At 62.3% G+C, this 21087-nt stretch carries 19 protein-coding genes; 4 read left to right on the top strand and 15 right to left on the bottom strand.

The annotated features are described in order from the left end of the window. The first annotated feature begins 9 nt into the window (after positions 1-9). Positions 10-693, top strand: coding sequence for an ABC transporter ATP-binding protein (locus ABJ99_RS19515; RefSeq protein ID WP_054087204.1), 684 nt, complete (start codon positions 10-12; stop codon positions 691-693). Then, positions 693-3209: an ABC transporter permease gene (locus ABJ99_RS19510; RefSeq protein WP_054087203.1), complete on the top strand. Its 2517-nt coding sequence runs from the start codon at positions 693-695 to the stop codon at positions 3207-3209. The genes ABJ99_RS19515 and ABJ99_RS19510 overlap by 1 nt, the downstream gene beginning before the upstream one ends. 274 nt (positions 3210-3483) lie before the next feature. Here the strand turns inward: ABJ99_RS19510 and greB are convergent, their stop codons facing one another. The 5 genes from greB to ABJ99_RS19485 form a co-directional block, all read right to left on the bottom strand. Continuing rightward, entirely contained in the window at positions 3484-3957 is a 474-nt protein-coding gene (gene greB, locus ABJ99_RS19505; protein WP_054079409.1) for a transcription elongation factor GreB, read from the bottom strand. Between the two features lie 45 nt (positions 3958-4002). Next, on the bottom strand, positions 4003-4332 hold the full coding sequence (locus tag ABJ99_RS19500) for a hypothetical protein (protein WP_007249951.1): 330 nt from the start codon (positions 4330-4332) through the stop codon (positions 4003-4005). 104 nt (positions 4333-4436) lie between these two features. After that, the gene (locus tag ABJ99_RS19495; protein ID WP_054087202.1) at positions 4437-4745 is read right to left on the bottom strand and encodes a hypothetical protein; all 309 of its coding nucleotides are present in this window, start codon (positions 4743-4745) and stop codon (positions 4437-4439) included. A gap of 257 nt (positions 4746-5002) precedes the next feature. Next, positions 5003-5437, bottom strand: coding sequence for a DoxX family protein (locus ABJ99_RS19490; RefSeq protein WP_054087201.1), 435 nt, complete (start codon positions 5435-5437; stop codon positions 5003-5005). 106 nt (positions 5438-5543) lie between these two features. Continuing rightward, on the bottom strand, positions 5544-6965 hold the full coding sequence (locus tag ABJ99_RS19485) for an MltF family protein (protein ID WP_054087200.1): 1422 nt from the start codon (positions 6963-6965) through the stop codon (positions 5544-5546). 180 nt (positions 6966-7145) lie between these two features. On the opposite strand from ABJ99_RS19485, the gene ABJ99_RS19480 reads away from it, so the two are divergent. Next, positions 7146-7967: a TatD family hydrolase gene (locus ABJ99_RS19480; protein ID WP_054087199.1), complete on the top strand. Its 822-nt coding sequence runs from the start codon at positions 7146-7148 to the stop codon at positions 7965-7967. Positions 7968-8127: 160 nt separating this feature from the next. Next, complete coding sequence (locus ABJ99_RS19475; protein ID WP_054087198.1) at positions 8128-8355, top strand: hypothetical protein; 228 nt, start codon at positions 8128-8130, stop codon at positions 8353-8355. A 6-nt stretch (positions 8356-8361) separates the two neighbouring features. Here ABJ99_RS19475 and ABJ99_RS19470 read toward each other — a convergent pair whose 3' ends face one another. From ABJ99_RS19470 to kdpB, 10 genes are all read right to left on the bottom strand, one after another. Beyond that, positions 8362-9159: an acyl-CoA thioesterase gene (locus ABJ99_RS19470; protein ID WP_054087197.1), complete on the bottom strand. Its 798-nt coding sequence runs from the start codon at positions 9157-9159 to the stop codon at positions 8362-8364. Between the two features lie 129 nt (positions 9160-9288). Continuing rightward, positions 9289-10065, bottom strand: coding sequence for a CHAD domain-containing protein (locus ABJ99_RS19465; RefSeq protein ID WP_054087245.1), 777 nt, complete (start codon positions 10063-10065; stop codon positions 9289-9291). Positions 10066-10089: 24 nt separating this feature from the next. Then, the gene (locus ABJ99_RS19460) at positions 10090-12093 is read right to left on the bottom strand and encodes a transglutaminase TgpA family protein (protein WP_054087196.1); all 2004 of its coding nucleotides are present in this window, start codon (positions 12091-12093) and stop codon (positions 10090-10092) included. After that, positions 12090-13073 carry a DUF58 domain-containing protein gene (locus ABJ99_RS19455; protein WP_080378225.1) on the bottom strand — a complete coding sequence of 328 codons (984 nt, stop codon included), beginning with the start codon at positions 13071-13073 and terminating at the stop codon, positions 12090-12092. Before ABJ99_RS19455 ends, ABJ99_RS19460 begins: the two co-directional genes overlap by 4 nt. After that, positions 13043-13960 carry an AAA family ATPase gene (locus tag ABJ99_RS19450; RefSeq protein WP_007249961.1) on the bottom strand — a complete coding sequence of 306 codons (918 nt, stop codon included), beginning with the start codon at positions 13958-13960 and terminating at the stop codon, positions 13043-13045. The genes ABJ99_RS19455 and ABJ99_RS19450 overlap by 31 nt, the downstream gene beginning before the upstream one ends. A gap of 551 nt (positions 13961-14511) precedes the next feature. Continuing rightward, positions 14512-14790: a hypothetical protein gene (locus ABJ99_RS19445; protein WP_054087194.1), complete on the bottom strand. Its 279-nt coding sequence runs from the start codon at positions 14788-14790 to the stop codon at positions 14512-14514. Between the two features lie 105 nt (positions 14791-14895). Continuing rightward, a complete protein-coding gene (locus ABJ99_RS19440) occupies positions 14896-15588 on the bottom strand; it encodes a response regulator (protein WP_054087193.1) in 693 nt (230 codons plus the stop codon). Between the two features lie 46 nt (positions 15589-15634). Then, positions 15635-18298, bottom strand: a complete 2664-nt coding sequence (locus tag ABJ99_RS19435) for a sensor histidine kinase (protein ID WP_054087244.1) — start codon at positions 18296-18298, stop codon at positions 15635-15637. Between the two features lie 66 nt (positions 18299-18364). Further along, positions 18365-18937 (bottom strand): potassium-transporting ATPase subunit KdpC, encoded by a 573-nt coding sequence (gene kdpC, locus ABJ99_RS19430; RefSeq protein WP_054087243.1) that lies wholly within the window; start codon positions 18935-18937, stop codon positions 18365-18367. 68 nt (positions 18938-19005) lie between these two features. Next, complete coding sequence (gene kdpB / locus ABJ99_RS19425) at positions 19006-21084, bottom strand: potassium-transporting ATPase subunit KdpB (RefSeq protein ID WP_054087192.1); 2079 nt, start codon at positions 21082-21084, stop codon at positions 19006-19008. Positions 21085-21087: the final 3 nt, after the last annotated feature.

Genomic DNA, 21087 nt, shown 5'->3' with positions numbered 1-21087 from the left:
GGATTCTCCATGAGTGAAAGTATTCTCAGTGCCCAAAGCCTCAGCAAAGTGGTCCCCAGCACCGAAGGTGACCTGACTATCCTGCACGAACTCTCCCTGGAACTAAACAAGGGCGACACGCTGGCCATCGTCGGCGCCTCCGGTTCGGGCAAATCCACCCTGCTCGGCCTGCTGGCCGGGCTTGACCTGCCCAGTGCCGGCTCGGTGATCCTCTCGGGCCGCAACCTCAGCGAACTGGACGAAGACCAGCGCGCCAGAGTCCGCGCCGAGCATGTCGGTTTTGTCTTTCAGTCGTTCCAGCTGCTCGACAGCCTGAACGCGCTGGAAAACGTCATGCTGCCGATGGAGCTGGAAGGCCGCAAGGACGCCCGTGAAAAAGCCCGCAACCTGCTGCAACGCGTCGGGCTTGGCCAACGCCTGACCCATACGCCACGGCAATTGTCCGGTGGCGAGCAGCAGCGGGTTGCGATTGCCCGCGCTTTTGCGGCCGACCCGGACGTGCTGTTTGCCGACGAACCCACCGGCAACCTCGACAGTCACACCGGCGAGCGTATCAGCGACCTGCTGTTCGAGCTGAACAAAGAGCGCAACACCACGCTGGTGCTGGTGACACACGATGAGCGTCTGGCCCATCGCTGTCGCCGTCTGATCCGTCTCGAAGGGGGCCGTCTGGTCGCCCCGCTGGAGCCTTGATGGCACGCTTGCCTTTTACCCGACTGCTGAGCCTTGCGGCCCGTCAATTGCTGCGCGATGCCCGCGCAGGAGAATTGCGGGTCCTGTTTTTCGCCCTGCTGGTGGCGGTGGCCGCCAGCACCGCCATCGGTTACTTCGGTGCGCGCCTGAATGGCGCGATGCTGTTACGGGCGACCGAGTTCTTGGGCGCTGATCTGATTCTCGAAGGTTCGAGCCCGGCGCGAGCCGAGCAAGTCGAGGAAGGTAAGCAGTTACAACTCAAGCACGCGCAGATTGTGGTCTTTTCCAGCGTGATCGCTACCGACGCCGGTATCCAGCTGTCGAGCATCAAGGCAGTGGATGACGTTTACCCCTTGCGCGGTGAACTGAAGAGCGCCCCCGACCTGTACCAGCCAGAGCAGGCTGGCAGCGGCCCGAAACCGGGCGAAGCCTGGGCCGAGGCACGGCTGCTTCCGGCGGTCGACCTGAAGATAGGCGACGCCATCGACGTCGGCTCCAAAACCCTGAAACTGACTCGCATCCTGACCTATGAGCCAGACCGGGCCGGCAACTTCTACAGCCTGACACCCCGGGTGATGATCAATCTGCAAGACCTGACCGCCACCGGTGTGGTTCAGCCTGGCAGCCGGGTGACCTACCGGGAAATGTGGAGTGGCCCGCCCGAAGCGCTGGCCGCCTACCGCAAGGCCATTGAGCCGGGCCTTGAACCGCATCAGGAAATCAAGGACGCCCGCGACGGCAGCCAGCAGATTGGCGGCGCGCTGGGCAAGGCCGAGCGTTACCTGAACATGGCCAGTCTGGTGGCTGTGCTGTTGGCTGGCGTGGCCGTGGCGCTCTCGGCGTCGCGCTTTGCCGCGCGGCGCTTCGATGCCAGCGCCCTGCTTCGCTGTCTGGGTCTGTCGCGTGGCGAGACCATGGCGCTGTTCAGCCTGCAATTGGCAATCATCGGCCTGCTGGCCAGCCTGAGCGGCGCATTGCTGGGCTGGCTTGCACAACTCGGGCTGTTTGCCCTGCTGCAAAATCTGCTTCCGGCCACTGTGCCACCGGGCGGGCTGCTGCCTGCGCTGGCAGGCATGGGCACGGGGCTGGTGGCGCTGGCCGGTTTTGCCCTGCCGCCACTGGCTGCTCTGGGCCGCGTACCACCGTTGCGCGTGTTGCGCCGCGACATGCTGCCGATCCCCGCCAGTTCATGGCTGGTGTATGGCGCAGCGCTAATGGCGCTCGGCCTGATCATGTGGCGGCTGAGCCTGGACCTGGTCCTCACGTTTGCCCTGCTGGGCGGCGGCATTGTGGCGGCGCTGGTATTGGGCAGCCTTTTATTGCTGGTGCTCAACAGCTTGCGCCGCCTGCTGGCCGGGGCGTCGCTGCCATGGCGGCTGGGTCTTGGGCAACTGCTGCGTTATCCGCTGGCCGCCGCCGGTCAGTCACTGGCCTTTGGCCTGATCCTGCTGTCGATGGGCCTGATCGCGCTGCTGCGTGGCGAATTGCTCGACACCTGGCAGAACCAGTTGCCCAAGGATGCACCGAATTATTTCGTGCTCAATGTGTTGCCTGCCGATAAAGACAACTTCGCCCAGACCCTGAGCAAGCTCTCCCCTCACGCTGCGCCGCTCTATCCAGTGGTGCCGGGACGTCTGATCAGCATCAATGGCGAACCGGTGAACAACTTTGTCACCAAGGACTCGCGCGGCGAAAACGCAACGCGCCGTGACCTGAGCCTGACCTGGGCGGCCGACTTGCCCGAGGGCAATGCCTTGACCGCTGGCAGCTGGTGGAAAGACCTGCCCGCCTCCGGCCAGAATGATGCGACGCCCGGTGTGTCGATTGAGACCAAGCTGGCAGAGAGCCTGAACATCCACGTAGGTGATCGTCTGAGTTTCATTGTCGGCGGTCTGACACGTGACGCGGTGGTCACCAGCCTGCGAACGGTCAACTGGGACACCTTCCAGCCCAACTTCTTCATGATCTTCCAGCCCGGCACATTGGCCGACCTGCCCACCACTTACCTGACCAGCTTCTATCTGCCACCTGGCCAGGACAAGCAGATCGTCGAACTGTCGCGCGCCTACCCGTCGATCAGCATTCTCGGCGTCGAAGCCTTGCTGGCGCAGGTACGCAGCATTCTCGATCAGGTCACCCTGGCGGTGCAGTTCGTGCTGCTGTTCGTGCTGGCGGCGGGCATTGCCGTGTTGTTTTCAGGTTTGCAGGCAACGCTGGACGAGCGCATCCGGCAAGGCGCGCTGCTGCGTGCGCTGGGTGCCGAGCGAGCACTGCTGATCAAGTCGCGGCGTATCGAGTTCGGTTTGCTGGGCGCCGCCAGCGGCGTACTGGCGGCACTGGGCTGCGAGCTGGTGAGCTTCGTGCTGTATCGCTATGCCTTTTCACTGGACTGGCAGCCCCACCCGTGGCTGTTGCTGCTGCCGGTGATCGGCGCGTTGCTGGTGGGTGGCGCTGGCGTATTCGGCACCCGCCGCGCGCTGAACGTCAGCCCGCTGACCGTGCTGCGCGAGGGTTGAGGCTGGAAGCTGCCCAGCGTCATGCACAACGCCTCAAGAGGCAGGAATACGGGCTTCTGCCCGGAAAGCGCTGGAGTTTCAGGAGGTCACGACCGCTGCGATGAGCTGCGAAGCGGCCCCAAAACCTGCTGCCTCGGTTGCTTCTGGTGCACCGGGGTGGCTGGTTTTGCTGCCGGTNACAAGTCCGCTCCCACAAAAACCGGGAAATCGCGGACAAGCGAAGCGTCGCCCGGTCCGCTCCTTCATCGCGGCAGATCGCTCTGCGTTCACGGCCTCACTGTTCATAAACAATAGAGTTCACGAACCAGAGTTTCTCGCCCTCAGGTGTGTTGACGAGCACTTCGTCGCCGACTTCTTTCTTCAACAAGGCGCGAGCCATGGGCGAATCGATGGAGATGTAGTCGTTGCGGCCGTATATCTCGTCGTATCCGACGATCCGAAACTTTTTCAGATCACCCGCCTCGTTTTCGATTTCGACCCAAGCCCCGAAAAACACCCGCCCTTCTTGTTCTGGCGAATAGCTGACCACGCGCATGTCTTCGAGCCGCTTGCGCAGGTAACGCACGCGGCGGTCGATCTCGCGCAGCAGCTTTTTGTTGTACTGGTAATCAGCGTTCTCGCTACGATCACCCAGCGAGGCCGCCCAGGCGACCTTCTGGGTGATGTCGGGCCGGTGCTCTCGCCACAGGTAGTCGAGTTCTTTCTTCAGGGCCTCGTGCCCGTCCCTGGTGATGATCTTTGTACTCAAGACGTTTCTCCGACCCTGCAAAAATCAATGCAACGGCATCAAGGGTTATCGACGCGCCACCTCATGCTGAATGCAGCCCTCGTAGTACACCTTGCTGACCGCGTCCGGCTTCAGGCGCGACTCGCTGTCGTACGTCTGCTCGGTGATGCGCAAGGCCATCGGGCGCATCCACTGTTTGGCGAATTTGCGCGCCTGAAGCTTCTGCCGCGCCCCATAGCGAGTGACCCCCGACAGTTTGGAAGCCTGCGCACCGCCTGCAATGGTCGAGCCCCAGCGGCACAGATAACGCTCGTTTTCCGTGGCGTTTCTGGCCTGCGCGGAAAAAGCCAGCCCCGATAGCGTCAGGCAAGCCAGAGCACAATAAACCAAACGCATGTGATCACCACCTAATCCTTTGATAAGGCGGCGATTTTGCCTGTCGGATCGAACGCCGGGGGCCAGCACTGTGCCTTCTACTACACCGTTATGTCGCGTGAGGATCAACCCAGCGTGATCAGCCCCTGACGGGCGATGCGGGTCAGGTCGCGAATGACCTGATCGACATCATCCGCTTGCGGCGACTGCACCACGGCGAGGTCAAACTGATCGTTGGCAAAATGGCTCAATGACTGATGGGGATCGACAAACTGGATCAGAAACGCACAGGAGCCGCCGCGTCGGCGAGGCCAGCCGTCCAGATAGCGTAGCAACGTGGGCTGGTGGGCACCGCTGAGCAGGATTTTCGGGTTCTTGCGGGACAAGATCGTGCTGATCGGGGAAAGACGGATGAGGGGACGCAGGTTGTTCATGGTTTTTCTCTGCCTCAGAAGCTCCGCTGGGCAGCGGTGGGAGGCAACACCGAACCAACGTTTTAGCGGTATTTCGACAAGGTTTCAGCCCTGCCAGGCGCCCCGCAAGTAGTTGTTAAATCGGCGCTTGAGCACGCATCCTAGAGAAACGTCCCATTCATTGTCAATTGTCATCCGTGCCCGCGCCCTTCATGCCCGAGGCGGGCAAACGCACGAGGCCCGCAGGGGAGCGGGCCTCGTGAGTGAAGCGTAGACGGTTATCGGGCGATGACGCGATCCAGCGACAGCTTGCCGGCGCCTTCGATGAGGACCGCCAGCGCACCGCCGAGCAACGCCAGTGCGTACTCATAGCCGTTGTTGGCCATGAAAAAACCGTTATGGATATGCACAGTGAAGATCGCTACCAGCAACAGCAGGATCACCACCACTGCGGCCGGACGCGCCAGCAGCCCGAGCAGCAGACCCAGGCCGCCGAAAAATTCGGCGCTGCCAGACATCAGTGCCATCAGGTAGCCTGGTGTCAGGCCCAGGCTTTCCATGTACTGCGCGGTGCCGTCCAGACCATAGCCGCCAAACGCGCCGAACAGTTTCTGACTGCCGTGGGCGATGAATGCGATACCGACAATGACGCGCAGGACGGTCAGGCCATAACCGGCACGGGTGGTGAGAAGCGATTTGATCATTGTGTTCATGAGGTGACTTTCCATGACTGATTAAGTGGGAGTGCCGCCATGATAATCAAATCGCCTCATGTAAAAACCGAAAATAACCGCGCATCTTCATCAAGATATTCGATCATTAACGCATAAGCGGTTTTTTCGGGCCCTGTTTTTCCAGCGCTTCGCGCTCGCGATCAAACGCCAGATAGTATTTGTTCACGCTGTTCACAAAGGCGACAACGTTGGCACCACCCTGCTCCATGGCCACCCGCTCGGTCTGAAAGAACCACTGATTGGGGTTGAGCCCGCGCCGCCGTGCCTCTTCGCGCATGCCTTGCACGCGTTCCGGCCCCAGGTTGTAGGCCGCCATGACAAACGCCATTCGCTCACGCTCGTTGACTTTGTTGCTGGCGAAATATTTGCGCTGGATCAGCGCCATGTACCGCGAGCCGGCACGAACGTTGTCGTCGGCGCTCTGGATACTCGCTACGCCGACGCGTTTCGCCGCCGACGGGGTAATCTGCAGCAACCCGGTCGCCCCGCCGCTGCCCTTGGCCGACGGGTCGAGTTTCGACTCCTTGAATGCCAGCGCGGCAAGGTCCAGCCAGTCCATGCCCTGCGCATCGGCGTGGCGTTGCAGCATGGGGCGCAATTGTTCAAGGCGTTGCAGGTTGTTGCGTACCAGCGGATTGTTGACTTGATAGGTGTTCTTGTAAGCCTTCTCGAACGCCAGATCCTGCTGCACCGACGGCTTGTAACCCTTGAGAAAATCATCGGCGCTGGCGCGCAGCAGGGGCGCCTTGTCACTGACGAACCAACTGACGTCGCCCTGAGTCTGCAAGGTCAGACCACGGTCGATTCGCAGTCTGGGCATGACCTTCGACCAGCGCTCGGCAATGGGTTGCTCGACCAGCGTCATCGGGTAAATTCCGGCCTGAACCATTTCCAGCACGTCTTCGACTGCAAGGCTCGGGTCAACCCAGTCGATTTTCACCGGCGCCAGCTTGCGCAGTTCCAACTGCCGATTGACCTGATGCAGCGCTTCGTCGGCGGCACTGCCGGTGGGCAGGCTCAAGGTGCGCCCGGACAACTGATCGACACGTCGCAAGCTGCGCTGACCGCGAACGCCGACCAGCACCAGCGGCACGTCATGGATGATCGGCGCCGTGGCCTGAATGCCTTTGGCGGCGCTGGCATCGAGCAACTCGCCGGGCGCGATCAGATCACCCTCGCCGCGCTGCAACGCCGTCAGCAACTGATTCTTGGCTTTGGGGATGATCTTGAAGGTCACTTTCTGCCCGTCGCGGGCATGGCTGTTCAGGTACTGCTCGAACGCCTGCAAACGGTGATACTCGACGCCGATTTCCTGGCCCTTGACGTCACCGGAGCTGTTACGGCTTTGGTTGACCAGCACGCGCAGCACCTTGCTGCTGCGAATCGCCGCCAGATCACGCGCCTGCGTGGTGTGCTGCACAGCCTCTGGGCCGGCCTGGCGAGCAGCCGCGTGCAGCGGTGAAAGCGACAGCAGACAGATGAAAGACACAAGCGTGGATCGGATCATTCACTTCCCCGGGGCAAATGCCGGAAAGAAACAGGAAAAAGGAAATCTTGAGGTCACGCAGCAGCGTCGAACAGCGAGGAAATCGTCGAGCCTTCTGGCTCAATCGCTTGAATACTCAGCCTTTTCTTATTGTGGCCGGCGCTCTGGTATGCTCGGCAGCCTGCAGCTGGAGGTAGCACCATGCAACTCATCGACATCGGCGTCAATCTGACCAACGCAAGCTTCGCCTCGCAGCGACAGGCGGTACTCGATCGCGCCTACGCTGCAGGCGTCGCACAACTGGTGGTGACCGGCACCAGCGTCGAGGGCAGCGAACAGGCTTTGCAGTTGTGCCACGAGCTTGATGAAAGCGCGCAACGCCTGTTCTGCACAGCGGGCATCCATCCGCACTCGGCGAGCGATTGGACCGGTGACACCGAGCAACAGTTGCATGCCCTGCTCAAGGAAAATCGCGTTCGCGCGGTGGGCGAATGCGGTCTGGACTTCAACCGCGACTTCTCCCCTCGCCCGCAGCAGGAAAAGGTGCTGGAAGCGCATCTGGCCATGGCGGTGGAACTGCAATTGCCAGTATTTCTGCACGAGCGGGACGCCAACCAGCGCCTGCTGGAGATCCTGCGCGACTACCGTGATCGTTTGCCCGCCGCCGTGGTGCACTGCTTCACCGGCGAACGCACCGCGCTGTTCAGTTACCTCGACCTGGACCTGCACATCGGCATCACAGGCTGGATCTGCGATGAGCGACGCGGCACCCACCTGCACCCGCTGGTGGGCAATATCCCTCGCGGCCGGCTGATGCTGGAAAGCGACGCACCTTATCTTCTGCCGCGCAGCTTGCGCCCCAAACCGAAAAACGGTCGTAACGAGCCCGCTTACTTACCGGAAGTATTGCGCGAAGTGGCCTTGCACCGTGGCGAAAGTGAGGACGATCTGGCGCGCTACAGCACCGCCTGCGCCCAAGCGTTTTTCGCGTTACCGACGCTGGACCAGCCAGCGGGGTCCTGAAGGATCGTTTTCTGCACCAGGCCATGAAGGTCCCTGCACTTGGCGGACTATCGAGCCGATAGAAAGGCTTGCCTCGCGGGCATTCCGGGCCGGGCTTACTCTTCAGTCACCACAACGGCGCATGGAAGAACGCCCTGAATGCTCTGAAGAGGAAAGCTGTATGAACAAGCCACGTCCCGACCTGCAATTGAATCAATGGCCCGAAAGTACCGACCACGAGGATCAATCCGCCAGCCTCACCCTTTATCTGATCGCAGTGCCGTTGTTTATTCTGGCAACCCTGCTGATCCTCAACGGGCTGTTCTCCGAAAGCCTTTCGTCGACCGCCATTGGCGTGATCGGGGTCGTAGCAGCGCTGGTGATTCCGCGTATCACAGTGGACAGGTGAGACACATCAACCAAACACGGTGACCGTCTGCCGACTGATCGCGATCAGCTCGCCCTGTGGGCTCCACAGTGCGGCGGCGGTATGACCATAGCCATCGCGGGCGTGCTCGATGACCGCACGATAGCTGCACCATTGCAGGGTATCGAGCGTAGGCTGCGGCTGAACGAATTCGATGGTCCAGGTCAGCGAACTGCCGGGTGCCGGGGTGTTCAAGTGCGGCAATACCGCAGGTGGCCACGTGTCGACCAATGCCAGAATGTGCGCTTCGCTCATCGGCCTGGCGTGCTGCTCATCGCGCAACCGCACATAGCCACCAATTGCCGGTGACCGGGTATTACTGAACGGCATACCGCCCAGCGCCCAGCGAATGTCCATGAAACGCAAATAGTCAGGCATCACGCCGCTGACAAACGGCAGTTCCGGGCAGTCCTCGACGGGCTTGAGAACTGGCGCAGGCTCCGCAGCGACAGCGATAACCGACTCCCGAGGCGCCCCGAAACTGCCCTGAATCAGGGTCATGACCTCGCCATTCTGCATGGCGCGCCCCACTACCTGACTGACCGCCTTGCCATGACGCAGAACCTCGACCTCGAACGCAATCGGCACGCCAGGCGCTGCCGGACCGACGAACGTAATGGCCAGCGAACGCACCGGCCGCCCCTCCGGCACCTGGGCACGCATCGCTTCATAGGTCAGCGCAGCCATCAGCCCGCCAAAACAGGCGCGCCCCTGTGACCATTCAGCAGGAATGGTCACAGAGAGCGGATGGTCACGACCGACATCGATCAGTTCGGAAAAGGTCATGGTTACTCCAACGGCTTGAACACCAATGAATGGATGATAACCATACTCTTACCGGAGTGCAGGCTCCATAACGGCCATTATTGCGGCCTGAATGACGCCTTTCAGTAAAAAACTCGACGGTTTGCAGGCTCAGAAGCATGCCTTGGCCAGCCGTTTGAGCGACGCCTCGGCTTTGCGTTCTGCGCGCACGATACCGACCTGCCAACCGGCAACGCACGGTGCCAGATCGACCTCTACCTCCGCTTGTGCCAGCCATTGCAAATGATCGTGCCAGTCGCCCAGTTCGCCTTGTGCAGATTTAAGGCGTGCCTGCATGTTTTTCGGTTGATGACTGAGTTCCGGGTAGGCCTCGGCGGCGTAGCGTACGCGCTTGATCAGCAGACGCAGGTCGTGTCGATCATGGCCCGGTTCGGCGATGGCGACGCGCAGTTTGTGCCATTGCTTGTCCATGCGTTTTTCGATGGTTTTGCGCAGGCCACGCAGCATGCCCTGACGCTGCTGCACGCGAAGCATGGTCGGGAACTGGTCGAGCAGGGTCAGCAAGCGATGCAGTTCGGGAGAGGCCGCGACCTTGGGGCAGGCGCTGCTCAAATACTGATTACGCTTGAGTGCGGCCTCGTGCAGGCTCGCGCTCTCCACACTTTTCTGCTCCAGCAGCGCAGCAAGCACCTGCATGTCACGCAGCGGCGTAGTCACCTGGCCGACGGCCTTGGCCGCGTCTTCCAGTTGCGCCGCCCCGGAAATCTCGCGCAACGGCCTCAGCACACTGCGCAGGCGACGCACCGTGGTTCGCAAATCATGCAGCGCTTCGCTGTCGGTCGACGCTGCAAGGCGCGCCTGACAGGCCAGCAATTTGACATCCAGTGACAGCACTTCAGCGACCAGATGATCGACCATTGACGACATGCAATTCCCCTTCGACAAAACCATTCATGAATGCCTGTCCCTGACAGCCGATAACCTCCATGGCAGACGCCGACGCAGCACCCGCAAGGCACTTCGCAGACGGCCGGGCGACGTCAGCCGTCCAGCGTAACGCTGTGCCTGAAACTCCCGGACAAAGGCGCTGATCGCATCGGCATGCTGCGGAAAACACAGCACCGCACGCTGACAGAACGCCTCCGCGCCTTCACCCGGCATACGACGCAGACCATGCCGGGCCAGCAAGCGTTCAAAGGCGTTGAACAGTCGCAACTGCGAATCGCTTTCGCGCAACCAGGGTTTGAACAGCCACAAGGCCACCAGGCCCAGTGAAAGCACGATGCCGGTCACAAAAACCGGCGCCTGAAACCCGGAAAACCAGCGTCCGAGAATTTGTAACTGCTGTTGTCCCTGATAGCCCAGGACCCAGCGTTGCCAGCCGTAATTGAGGTTGTCCCAGCTCAGGCGCAGGGTGTTGAGCCAGGCCACATTGCGATAACGCAGCGCCGACAGGGGCGAATCCTGCAAAAAGGCCTCGTCAGCGGCCAGTGCCTGCTCCAGCCCTTGTTCGATACGTTGCGGTGCCACGGCGGCGGTCGGGTCAACACTGCGCCAGCCGATTCCCGGCTGCCAGTATTCGACCCAGGCATGAGCGTCAAACTGGCGCACGGTCAGGTACTGCCCGTCGGGGTTGAGTTCGCCGCCCTGATACCCGGCCACCACCCGCGCCGGAATCCCCGCAGCGCGCAACACGAAGGTCATGGCCCCGGCATAGTGGGCGCAGAAACCCTGACGGCTGACAAACAGGAACTCATCGATGCTGTCGTTGCCCAGCGTGGTCGGCTTGAGCGTGTAGTGAAAGGGCTGGTCGCTGAAATAAGCGAGCATGCCCGCGACCAGGTCTTCCGGTGTGGAATAACGCCGACGCAGCTCATCAGCCCATTGTCGGGCCTGCGGGTTGCCCTTGGCAGGCAATTGCAGGTCCTGACGCTGGATCTGCTCGCCGGGTTGAGGATCGCGAATGCTCTGCGGCCAGGACTGCACGGCATACAACAGCGACTGCTCGACCGGCCGCCTGCGCTGCAAGCGAAAATCGCTCATCTGGCGCACGTCCGGCAGCTGGGTTTCAGCAACGTCGAGGCTCGGCAGCCAGGGCCGCCCGCTCGCCTCCATGACGATGCTGTAGGCCAGCGGATCGCCGCGCTTTTGCCACTGCGGGATCTGCACTGTCTGCGCCCGTGACGACTGCGACCAGCGACGGCCGTCGAACTGCTCCAGGGTCAGGCCGCGCCAGTACAGCTGATTGCGGGCCGGTATCAGCCCCTCGAAACTGGCCCGAAACACCAGCGCAGGCGACTTGCTCAGCTCGGCCATGTCGCCGGGGGCCATGTTGTCGGACAGACCGGTCACGCCTTTGTTGCTCGGCTGTGGCAACGACCAGAGCGGGTCCAGGCGCGGAAAGAACAGAAACAACAGCAGCATCAGCGGCACGGCCTGCGCCATCAGCTTGAAAGCCAGTTTGAGCGTGTCTGATGACTTGCCGGCCAGGTCCGACTGTTGCAGACCGATCAGCGCTGCCAGCAATGCAGCGATGGGCAACAGGCTGAACAGTGCCCATAACAGGTTGTCTTCGAACAGGTAGCCGACGGCGACGCAAAAAAAGCCCAGAAAGATCAGCACCCGTGCATCCCGGCGGTTGTTCATTTCCAGCATTTTCAGAACGAAGGCGGCTACCAGCAGCGCGGCCCCGGCATCCAGCCCGACCAGACTGCCACGCGCCAGATAAACGCCAGCGGCGGTGCCCACCAACAAGCCGGCCTTGACCCAGCTGCCCGGCAGACGGGCACGCATGCGGAACACCTGCACCCGCCAGAGCGTGCAGCCCAGCCACAGCATCATGATCGAGACCGGCACATGCAGCGCGAACGGCAACACCACCAGCGCCTGAGCGAGCAGCAGCCAAGTGAGGCTGACACGAGGAATCGGCGCGCTGACCACGACCTTGCTGCTCACGAGCGCTGACCGTACAGAGCTAGCGCGCGTAGGCAGGCTTCGCGGTGCGCGTCGCCGCTGTCCAGCGACGACAGAAACCCCGGCAGCCGCAAGGCGAAGGGTTGACGTCGTTGCGACAGTTCCAATACCCAGTAACACAGGCGCGAGAGTCGTTCCTCGATATCGCCGCCCAGGGCCATGAAATCCAGGCACAGGTCATGGCCGCTCAGGTCGGTGAAATCCTTGACCAGCAGACCCTGACCACGGGAATAGGCTTTCCAGTGCAGACGGCCGCGGTTGTCACCCGGCTGATAAACGCGCAAGCCCTGGTAATCATCGACGCCAGCGCCCCGGGTTGCTTGCCCGTCATCCTCAGCGTGAGGCTGCACGCCCTTGAGCAACGGCATGGCTCCGGCCAATGGCCGGGGATAGATGAGGGCGCTCTGCTCCAGATCCAGCCAGCTCCAGGCGCGGAAGATGCCCAGCGGGAAGGCACTTTCGATGCGTAAGCGGGGGGCGTGTAGCCAGCCGCGCTTTTCGGCAGGCAGGGTCAGTTCCAGGTCCGTCAGCCCGCGCGGCAGAACATCGCCTGCTTGCAGCGCGGCCGCGGTCCAGCCCAGTCCCAAAGCATGATGCGCCTGCCCTGCGCTTTCCAGGCGCATACGCAATTGCACCGGTTCGCCGACAAACACCGAACGCGCCACACCGGCACTGAGGATCAAACCGCTGACGTTGCGGTAGGTGTGCAGGATGGCAAGTACGCCCACCGACATCAGCAGAAAGGTCAGCCCGTAAGCCAGGCTGTTCTGGTAGTTGATGGCGACCAGCAGCATGAGCAGCAACACCAGCACGAATATCATGCCGGTGCGCGTCGGCATGATGAAAATGCGCCGGTGGTCGAGCGCAATCCGCGACGCTGGCGGAATTCGTTTAGCCAGCCAGCGTTGCCAGAGCGGTCTGAACGACTGGATCAAAGTACCGGCACCTCGCGCAACAGCCACTGCACCAGCGCCCCGCCGCCATGCCCGGTCGGATCGCTGCGTTCGCGCAACCGATGACCGACCACCGAAGGCAGCACCGCCTGCACGTCCTCGGGAATCACGTAGTCACGGCCCAGCAACATCGCCCAGGCACGCGCCGCCGCCAGAATCGCCAGGCTCGCTCTGGGTGACAGCCCATAGGCAAACTGCGGCTGGCTGCGCGTTGCGTCCGCCAGCCTCAGCACGTAATCGACCAGCGCGTCACTGGCCCGCACCTGACGTGCCTCGGCCTGCAGTTGCCCGAGCAATGCGTGATCGAGAATCGGTTGCAGACGCGGCAACAGTTCACGACGCGATTCACCGAGCAGCAAGGCTTTCTCCGCCGCTCTGGCCGGGTAGCCCATGGAAATGCGCATCAGGAATCTGTCGAGCTGCGACTCGGGCAACGCGAAGGTGCCGCCGGAACTGAAGGGGTTCTGGGTCGCAATCACGAAGAAAGGATCAGGCAGCAGACGAGTCGCGCCTTCGATGGACACCTGGCCCTCCTCCATGGCCTCCAGCAATGCGCTCTGGCTTTTCGGGGTGGCGCGATTGATTTCATCGGCGAGCACCAGTTCGGCGAAGATCGGCCCCGGATGAAAGGTGAATTGCCCGCTGTCGCGGTCGAACACCGAGGTGCCAAGAATATCGCCGGGCAACAGATCGGACGTGAACTGGATACGCTGATAACTCAGGCCGAGAATCTTCGCCAGCGCGTGACTGAGGGTGGTCTTGCCCATCCCCGGCAAGTCCTCGATCAGCAAATGCCCGCCGCCAATCAGGCAGGTCATCGCCAGCCGCACCTGCGCTTCCTTGCCCAGAATCACTTCATTGATGGCGCTCAGGCACGCATCGAGTTTTCTACCCATCGAAAGCCCCTTCCGAAACTGCTGCATGACTGCGGGACTGCAAGCGATGCAAGACGTCTGAACACTCTACGGTTAGCGTAGGCCGTTTCGCTAGAGGCGGTAGGGATTTGATGTGATGCAGAGCATACGGAGCGAGAGGTATCTGGACAAACACTGTGCGGAACGGGCGACGGTTCGCTAGTCCGCGACGGCGATGTTGAGAACAATATATCTCCTGCGAATTCAAGGCCCTTTTCGCGGACAAGTCCGCTCCCACAAGGTCCGCTTAAGGACCCTCTGAAAAAGCCCATTTTTTGGAAAGAAACCGGGCTGGAGCGCCTATATTTACTGGCTTTGATTTTTGNCGCTTCGCTTGTCCGCGAAGGCACTATTCCAGACACAGAAAATGCATCGGATGTACCGCCCCATTCGCGGACAAGTCCCCACGACTTCAACTATCGTAAGACGCTCCGCGTAAGCATGCCGTTTGCGGCTTTTGATTATCGTGCGACGCTCCGCGCTGGACGCTCTGCGTCCGCGATGGCATGTACGACGCGGTGCAGGATCAGTTATCAGCGGCCAGCGCGGGATTCGCGGATGTAGAAGCGGGCTTTTTCGGCTTTTTCGGTGCAGCCTTCAAAAGCTTCAAACTGTTGCTGGGTCTTGGCGCCGGTCAGTAGCGACAGGGCTTTGGAGTAGCTCACGGTCCCGGCGAAGCCTTCAGCCTTGGCCAGGTCCAGTTCGTGCCAGGCGGCATCCAGTTGAGTGGCGCAGCTGTCGCGATACCCGGTCTTGCCGGCACAACCTGCAAGAACCAGAACCAGCAATGGCAGACAGATCAGGGCTTTCATGGGGTGTCACCTCAAACGTAATAGGAAGTGTGCGGCTTTGACGATCCGGCCTGGCAAAAGTGCCGTGCCACCGGCGCCGAAATCGTCGTTTTCATCTTCGTGTCATCAATCGTCGGCGAGCAATCGATAGCCGATTCCTGCTTCGGTGATGATGAACCTCGGCGCGGTCGGGTCATCGCCCAGTTTCTGGCGCAAATGCCCGACCACGATGCGCAGGTAGTGGCTGTCTTCAGTATGCGTCGGCCCCCAGATATCCTTGAGCAGTTGTTGCTGGGTGATGACCCGCCCCGGATGCCGTGCCAGTTGCGCCAGCACCGCGTATTCCTTGCGGGTCAGCGCCACCTCCTGCTCATCGAGCAGCACACGGCGGTAGGCCAGATCCACGATCAACGGACCGAAGCGCAACGCCGATTCGGGCTTGTCGCTGCCCGACACCTGCCTGAGCAAGGCCCGAATCCTCGCCAGAAACTCTTGGATACCAAACGGTTTGGTCACGTAATCATTGGCCCCGGCGTCCAGCGCCTGAACTTTCTGCGCTTCGCTGGCGCGCACCGAGAGGACCAGCACCGGCACCGCCGACCATTCGCGAAACTCGCTCAGCACTTGCTGGCCGTCCATGTCCGGCAGGCCGAGATCGAGGACCAGCAAATCCGGCTTGTTCAGCGCCGCCTGCGTCAGGCCTTCCATGCCGGTGGCGGCCTCCAGCACTTTGTAGCCCTGAGACACAAGGCTGATGCGCAAGAACTTGCGAATCTGCGGTTCGTCGTCGATGACCAGAATCGTCGCCGTATGACTCATGTCTGAAATGCCGTTTCAGACAGCGCTGGGGTAACCGATGTGCGACTCAAACAGGCTCCTCCACTTCAACGTCCGGTTGCGCCTGTAACGGCAGAAACAACGTGATACGCGTACCCAGCCCGTCGATGCCTTCCTCGACCGTGAGCCGTCCGCCATGCGCGCCGATCATGCCCTGACAGATCGCCAGGCCGAGCCCGGTGCCCTGCCCGCCGCGATCACCGCGTGCGGCGGTGTAAAACATATCGAAAATCTTCGCCCGTTCGTCTTCGGGTATGCCCGGCCCTTCGTCACTGACCGAGAAGAACAGCTCGCCGTCGACCACGCCGGCCGCCACTTGCAGGCGACCGCCGAGGGGGGAAAAACGTGCCGCGTTCTCCAGCACATTAACCAACGCCTGCTCGATCAACGCCGCGTGAACATACAGCAGCGGCAGGTCGCCGGTGACCTGCGTGCTGACCTGCAACGGTGCCAGCACGGCACGCAGGCGATTCAACGCGCTCCCCACGATATCGGCAGGCGACACCCAGTCGCGCGCCAGTTTCAGCGCGCCGTGCCCTAGGCGCGTCATGTCCAGCAGGTTCTGGATATAGCGGTCCAGACGCTCGGCTTCGTCACGAGTGCCTTCCAGCAGTTCGCGGCGATCCTCCAGCGGAATGGCTTCGCCCAGCGCCAGCAGGCTGTCGATACTGCCGCGCATCGAGGTCAGCGGGGTGCGCAGATCATGGGACACCGAGGCCAGCAAGGCGCTGCGCAGTTGCTCGGTTTCGCCGTGCAGACGCGCCGCCTCGAGTTCCTGTGCAAGCTGCGCACGGGCCAACGCCTGCGCCAGCGGTTGCGTCAGCGCGGCCAGCAGACGTCGATGCTGCGCAGTGAACGACTGACCTTCTCGCGCACTGACGCCGAGCAACGCCAACGGCCCTTCTTCTGCCGTGATCGGCCACCACCACCAGCGACCGGACGGCAGCGTGCCGGTCCCGCTGCCTGCGGGCTGTTCATGCTGCCAGGCCCAGTCAGCGGCGGCGCGTTCGGCTTCAGAAAAGGTCAGCGGGCCGCCGGTTTCGACCACTAACGTGCCCCGCCCGTCACGATCCACCAGACACAGGTGCAGCTCTTTCCAGCCGGAAAAATGCTGTTCTGCCGCCGCGAGTACCGCCTTGCGGTCGGTGGCTGCGGTCATCTTGCGCGACAGATCGAGCAGCTCGCTGGTCTGTTCCTGGGTATCACGCAGTGCCTGCAATTGCCTGCGCTGGCGAGCGGCCAGCTTGCCGGTCAGGGCCGACATCAGCAGGAAAAACAGGAGCGTCAGCACGTCTTCTTCGCGCTGGATGTTCAGGGAAAAACTAGGCGGGATGAACAGAAAGTCGTAAGCCAGAAACGACAACCCGGCACACGCCAGCGCCGGCCCCATGCTGCTGCGCACGGCCACCAGCAGCACCGCGGCGAGAAAAATCAGGGAAATGTTCGGCAGCGCCAGCACGCCCGACACCCCCCAGGCCACCAGACTGGCGATCAAAGTGGCGACGAAGGCCAGACCGTAATCGAACCACACCACCTCGCGAGACGGGCGTGCGCGCGGCGGCTGATCGGGCAGCTCTTCGCTGTCGTCGAGCACCGAGATTTCCAGCCCGTGCCCTTCGCGCAGCAAGCGTGCCGCAACGCCCCCACCAAACACTCGGCGCCGCCAGTGCCGGCGCGACTGACCGACCAGCACCACGCTGGCACGCCGTTCGATGGCATGTTGCACCAGCGTTCTGGCCACCTCCCCGGCACGCAGCGACACGGCTTCGCCACCGAGTCGCTCGGCCAGTTGCTGGGCGTTCTGCAAACGCGCGCGGGACTGTTCGTCCAGCGTCTGCCCGTCATCCACATGTACCGCGCTCCACGGCAGATGACGACGCTGAGCCACTCGGCTGGCGTGGCGCACCAGACGCTCGGCATGCAGGTCGCCATCGATGCCCACCAACATCCGCCCGCGCACCGCCGGTGCCGCCTGGCCCAACTGCCGATAGCCTTGCGCCAGATCGTTGTCGACCTGCGCCGCCGCGGTCTGCATGGCCATTTCGCGCAGTGCGGTGAGGTTGGTCTGGGTGAAGAACGCGTCGATGGCCGCGCGCGCCTGCTCCGGCACGTAGACCTTGCCGTCGCGCAAGCGCTCAAGCAGCTCGCGCGGCGGCAGGTCGATCAGCACCAGGTCGAAGGCTTCCTGCAAGACCCAGTCGGGCAGTGTTTCGCGCACCTGTACGCCAGTGATGCCGCGCACCTGATCGTTGAGGCTTTCCAGGTGCTGGACGTTGACCGTGGTGTAGACGTCGATGCCGGCTGCGAGCAGTTCCTGAATGTCCTGCCAGCGTTTGGTGTGCCGGCTGCCGGGCGCATTGGTGTGCGCCAGTTCATCGACCAGCACCAGGCTCGGCGCCGCCTTGAGCAGCGCGTCGAGGTCCATTTCTTCGAGGGTCATGCCGCGGTATTCGGTGCGCAGCAAGGGCTGTTGCGGCAAGCCGTTGAGCAACGCCTCGGTTTCCGCACGGCCGTGGGTTTCCACCACGCCCGCCACGACCCTGACGCCCTGGCGTAACTGCGCGTGGGCCGCCTGGAGCATGGCGTAGGTCTTGCCCACACCCGGCGCCGCACCGAGAAAAACTTTCAGCCGCCCGCGCGCTTCGCGGGGCAACTGGGCCAACAATGCGTCAGCACGACCGGAATCACTCAAGTTGGTTACCACCCTCTCTTTATTACTGACAGCTTAGTTAAGCGATTGCAGGCACGGCGCAATTTGTTACAGCTGCGCGTTACGCGGTGCAGAAGGTAACTGATTCAGGCTCATATTCAAGGCCAACACGTTGACCACCGGTGGGCCGATCAGTGGACGCCGGGTGTTGGCGTCAATCAGCGCCTGCACTTTATCCAGCGGCAACTGCCGGGCCGCCGCCACGCGACCGGCCTGCCAGGCAACGGCTTCAGGCGATAAGTGCGGGTCCAGACCGCTGCCGGACGTGGTCAGCAAGGCTAGTGGCACGGGCCCTTGCGCGGCGTTCGCAAGCCTGGCGGCCTCCTCCGTGACGCGGGTCGCCAGTGCCGGGTTGCTCGGCGCGAAGTTGCTCGCGCCACTGGCTACCGTCGCAAAAGCGCCCGCCGAGGGGCGCGACTGAAACCACTCATCGCCGCTGAACGACTGGGCAATCAAGGCCGAGCCGCGCACCTTGCCCGACTCGTCATACAGCAGGCTGCCATTGGCCTGCGCGGGAAACGCGACTTGCGTCACCCCGGTGACCAGCAGCGGATACGCCACGCCGGTTATCAGGCTCATCAACACAATCAGGCTCAGGGCCGGACGCAATACACTGGACATCTGCACATCCTCAATCAGGTAAGGCTGCACGCCAACCGGCATGCAACACAGGCTTCACACTTCAAGCTTCAAACAAGGCCGAGACCGACCAGCAACATGTCGATCAGCTTGATGCCGATAAATGGCACCACGATGCCGCCCAGGCCATAGATCAGCAGGTTGCGCCGCAGCAAATGCGCCGCGCTGGCGGCCTGGACGCGCACACCGCGCAGGGCCAGCGGAATCAGCACGACGATGATCAGCGCGTTGAAGACGATGGCCGAGAGAATCGCGCTCTGCGGGCTGGCCAGCTGCATGACGTTGAGCACGCCGAGTTGCGGGTAGATCGAAGCAAACAGCGCAGGCAGCACGGCGAAGTATTTAGCCACGTCGTTGGCGATGGAGAACGTGGTCAGCGCGCCACGGGTGACCAGCAATTGCTTGCCGATCTGCACCACGTCCAGCAGCTTGGTGGGGTCGCTGTCGAGGTCGACCATGTTGGCCGCTTCGCGCGCCGCCTGGGTGCCGTCGTTCATTGCCATGCCGACGTCGGCCTGGGCCAGCGCAGGCGCATCGTTAGCACCGTCGCCGCACATCGCCACCAGCCGCCCTTCGCCCTGCTCCTGACGAATCCGCTCCAGTTTCTTCTCCGGCGTGGCTTCGGCCAGTACATCGTCAACGCCCGCTTCGGCAGCAATTGCCGCGGCGGTCAGCGGGTTGTCGCCGGTCACCATCACGGTCCGAATGCCCAGCTTGCGCAGCTCTTCGAAACGCTCGCGAATGCCCGGCTTGACCACGTCCTTGAGGTGGATGGCGCCCAGCAGCCGACCGTTGGCGCAAACCAGCAACGGCGTGCCACCGGTCTTGGCGATCTTGTCGACTTCGCGTGCCAGTGCCGGCGGCAGCTCGCTGCGCTGCATGTTGATGAACGCCAGCAGCGAATCCACCGCGCCCTTGCGGTACACATGGTTCTGGTAGTCCACGCCGGACAGCCGTGTGTCAGCGCTGAACGGCACGGCCGTCACCGAACCCAGGGTCGGCTCGTTCATCGGGTGCTGCTCGCGCAGGAACTCGACGATGGATTTGCCCTCCGCCGTGTCGTCGGCCAGCGACGCCAGCAAGGCACCCTCGCCCAGCTCTTTGGGGGTCACGCCGGGTGCCGCGTAGACGGCAGCGCAGCGACGGTTACCGAAGGTGATGGTGCCGGTCTTGTCCAGCAGTAAAACGTGCACATCGCCTGCGGCCTCGACGGCGCGACCGGACTTGGCAATCACATTGAGGCGCACCAGACGGTCCATACCGGCAATGCCGATGGCCGACAGCAGACCGCCGATGGTGGTCGGGATCAGCGTCACCAGCAGCGCCACCAGAAACACCAGCGGCAGGCTGCCACCGGCAAAATGAGCGAACGGCTGCAAGGTGATGACCACCAGCAGGAAGATCAGCGTCAGGCCGATCAGCAGGATGTCCAGCGCCACTTCGTTGGGGGTTTTCTGACGTTTGGCGCCTTCGACCAGCGCGATCATGCGGTCCAGCGTCGATTCACCGGGGTTGCTGCTGATGCGGATCAGCAGCCAGTCGGACACCAGCCGGGTGTTGCCAGTGACCGCCGAGCGGTCGCCGCCGGATTCGCGAATCACCGGCGCGGATTCACCGGTAATCGCCGCTTCGTTGACGGCTGCAATGCCTTCGATGACTTCGCCGTCACCGGGAATCATTTCGCCGATTTCGACGCGCACCACATCGCCTTTACGCAACTCGCTTGCATTGATCGTGCGCAGGCTGCCGTTTTCGTCACGGATACGCGCCTTGAGGCCTTCGCTACCGGCCTTGAGGCTGTCAGCGCGCGCCTTGCCACGGCCTTCAGCCAGTGCTTCGGCAAAGTTGGCGAACAACACCGTGAACCACAGCCACAGGGCAATCTGCACACAGACCGAGGTCGGCACTTGCGGGTCGGGGATGACACACAGCACGGTGGTCAGAATGGCAGTCAGTTCCACCACCAGCATGACCGGCGAACGCTTGAGCTGGCGCGGGTCGAGCTTGACGAAGGCCTGCACCAGCGCCGGACGCCACAGGGCGGCGATGCCGGTTTTCGCTGATTCGTTGACGGCCTGTGGATCAGCGGCTTTTGCAGCAGCATTTCTTGAAACTTCAGTAGTGCTCATGAT

Origin of the sequence: Pseudomonas syringae pv. cilantro, assembly GCF_001293775.1 — a bacterium.
GTDB lineage: Bacteria > Pseudomonadota > Gammaproteobacteria > Pseudomonadales > Pseudomonadaceae > Aquipseudomonas > Aquipseudomonas syringae_P.
Note: the sequence above shows the minus strand (reverse complement) of the source record. Positions and strands in the feature narration are given on the sequence as shown.

Bases quoted from the DNA above. Each gene is read 5' to 3' on its own strand.
- ABJ99_RS19515 (WP_054087204.1), top strand. From the start codon at position 10: ATGAGTGAAAGTATTCTCAGTGCCCAAAGCCTCAGCAAAGTGGTCCCC.
- ABJ99_RS19510 (WP_054087203.1), top strand. From the start codon at position 693: ATGGCACGCTTGCCTTTTACCCGACTGCTGAGCCTTGCGGCCCGTCAA.
- ABJ99_RS19500 (WP_007249951.1), bottom strand. From the start codon at position 4,332: ATGCGTTTGGTTTATTGTGCTCTGGCTTGCCTGACGCTATCGGGGCTG.
- ABJ99_RS19495 (WP_054087202.1), bottom strand. From the start codon at position 4,745: ATGAACAACCTGCGTCCCCTCATCCGTCTTTCCCCGATCAGCACGATC.
- ABJ99_RS19490 (WP_054087201.1), bottom strand. From the start codon at position 5,437: ATGAACACAATGATCAAATCGCTTCTCACCACCCGTGCCGGTTATGGC.
- ABJ99_RS19485 (WP_054087200.1), bottom strand. From the start codon at position 6,965: ATGATCCGATCCACGCTTGTGTCTTTCATCTGTCTGCTGTCGCTTTCA.
- ABJ99_RS19480 (WP_054087199.1), top strand. From the start codon at position 7,146: ATGCAACTCATCGACATCGGCGTCAATCTGACCAACGCAAGCTTCGCC.
- ABJ99_RS19475 (WP_054087198.1), top strand. From the start codon at position 8,128: ATGAACAAGCCACGTCCCGACCTGCAATTGAATCAATGGCCCGAAAGT.
- ABJ99_RS19470 (WP_054087197.1), bottom strand. From the start codon at position 9,159: ATGACCTTTTCCGAACTGATCGATGTCGGTCGTGACCATCCGCTCTCT.
- ABJ99_RS19465 (WP_054087245.1), bottom strand. From the start codon at position 10,065: ATGTCGTCAATGGTCGATCATCTGGTCGCTGAAGTGCTGTCACTGGAT.
- ABJ99_RS19450 (WP_007249961.1), bottom strand. From the start codon at position 13,960: ATGGGTAGAAAACTCGATGCGTGCCTGAGCGCCATCAATGAAGTGATT.
- ABJ99_RS19445 (WP_054087194.1), bottom strand. From the start codon at position 14,790: ATGAAAGCCCTGATCTGTCTGCCATTGCTGGTTCTGGTTCTTGCAGGT.
- ABJ99_RS19440 (WP_054087193.1), bottom strand. From the start codon at position 15,588: ATGAGTCATACGGCGACGATTCTGGTCATCGACGACGAACCGCAGATT.
- kdpC (WP_054087243.1), bottom strand. From the start codon at position 18,937: ATGTCCAGTGTATTGCGTCCGGCCCTGAGCCTGATTGTGTTGATGAGC.
- kdpB (WP_054087192.1), bottom strand. From the start codon at position 21,084: ATGAGCACTACTGAAGTTTCAAGAAATGCTGCTGCAAAAGCCGCTGAT.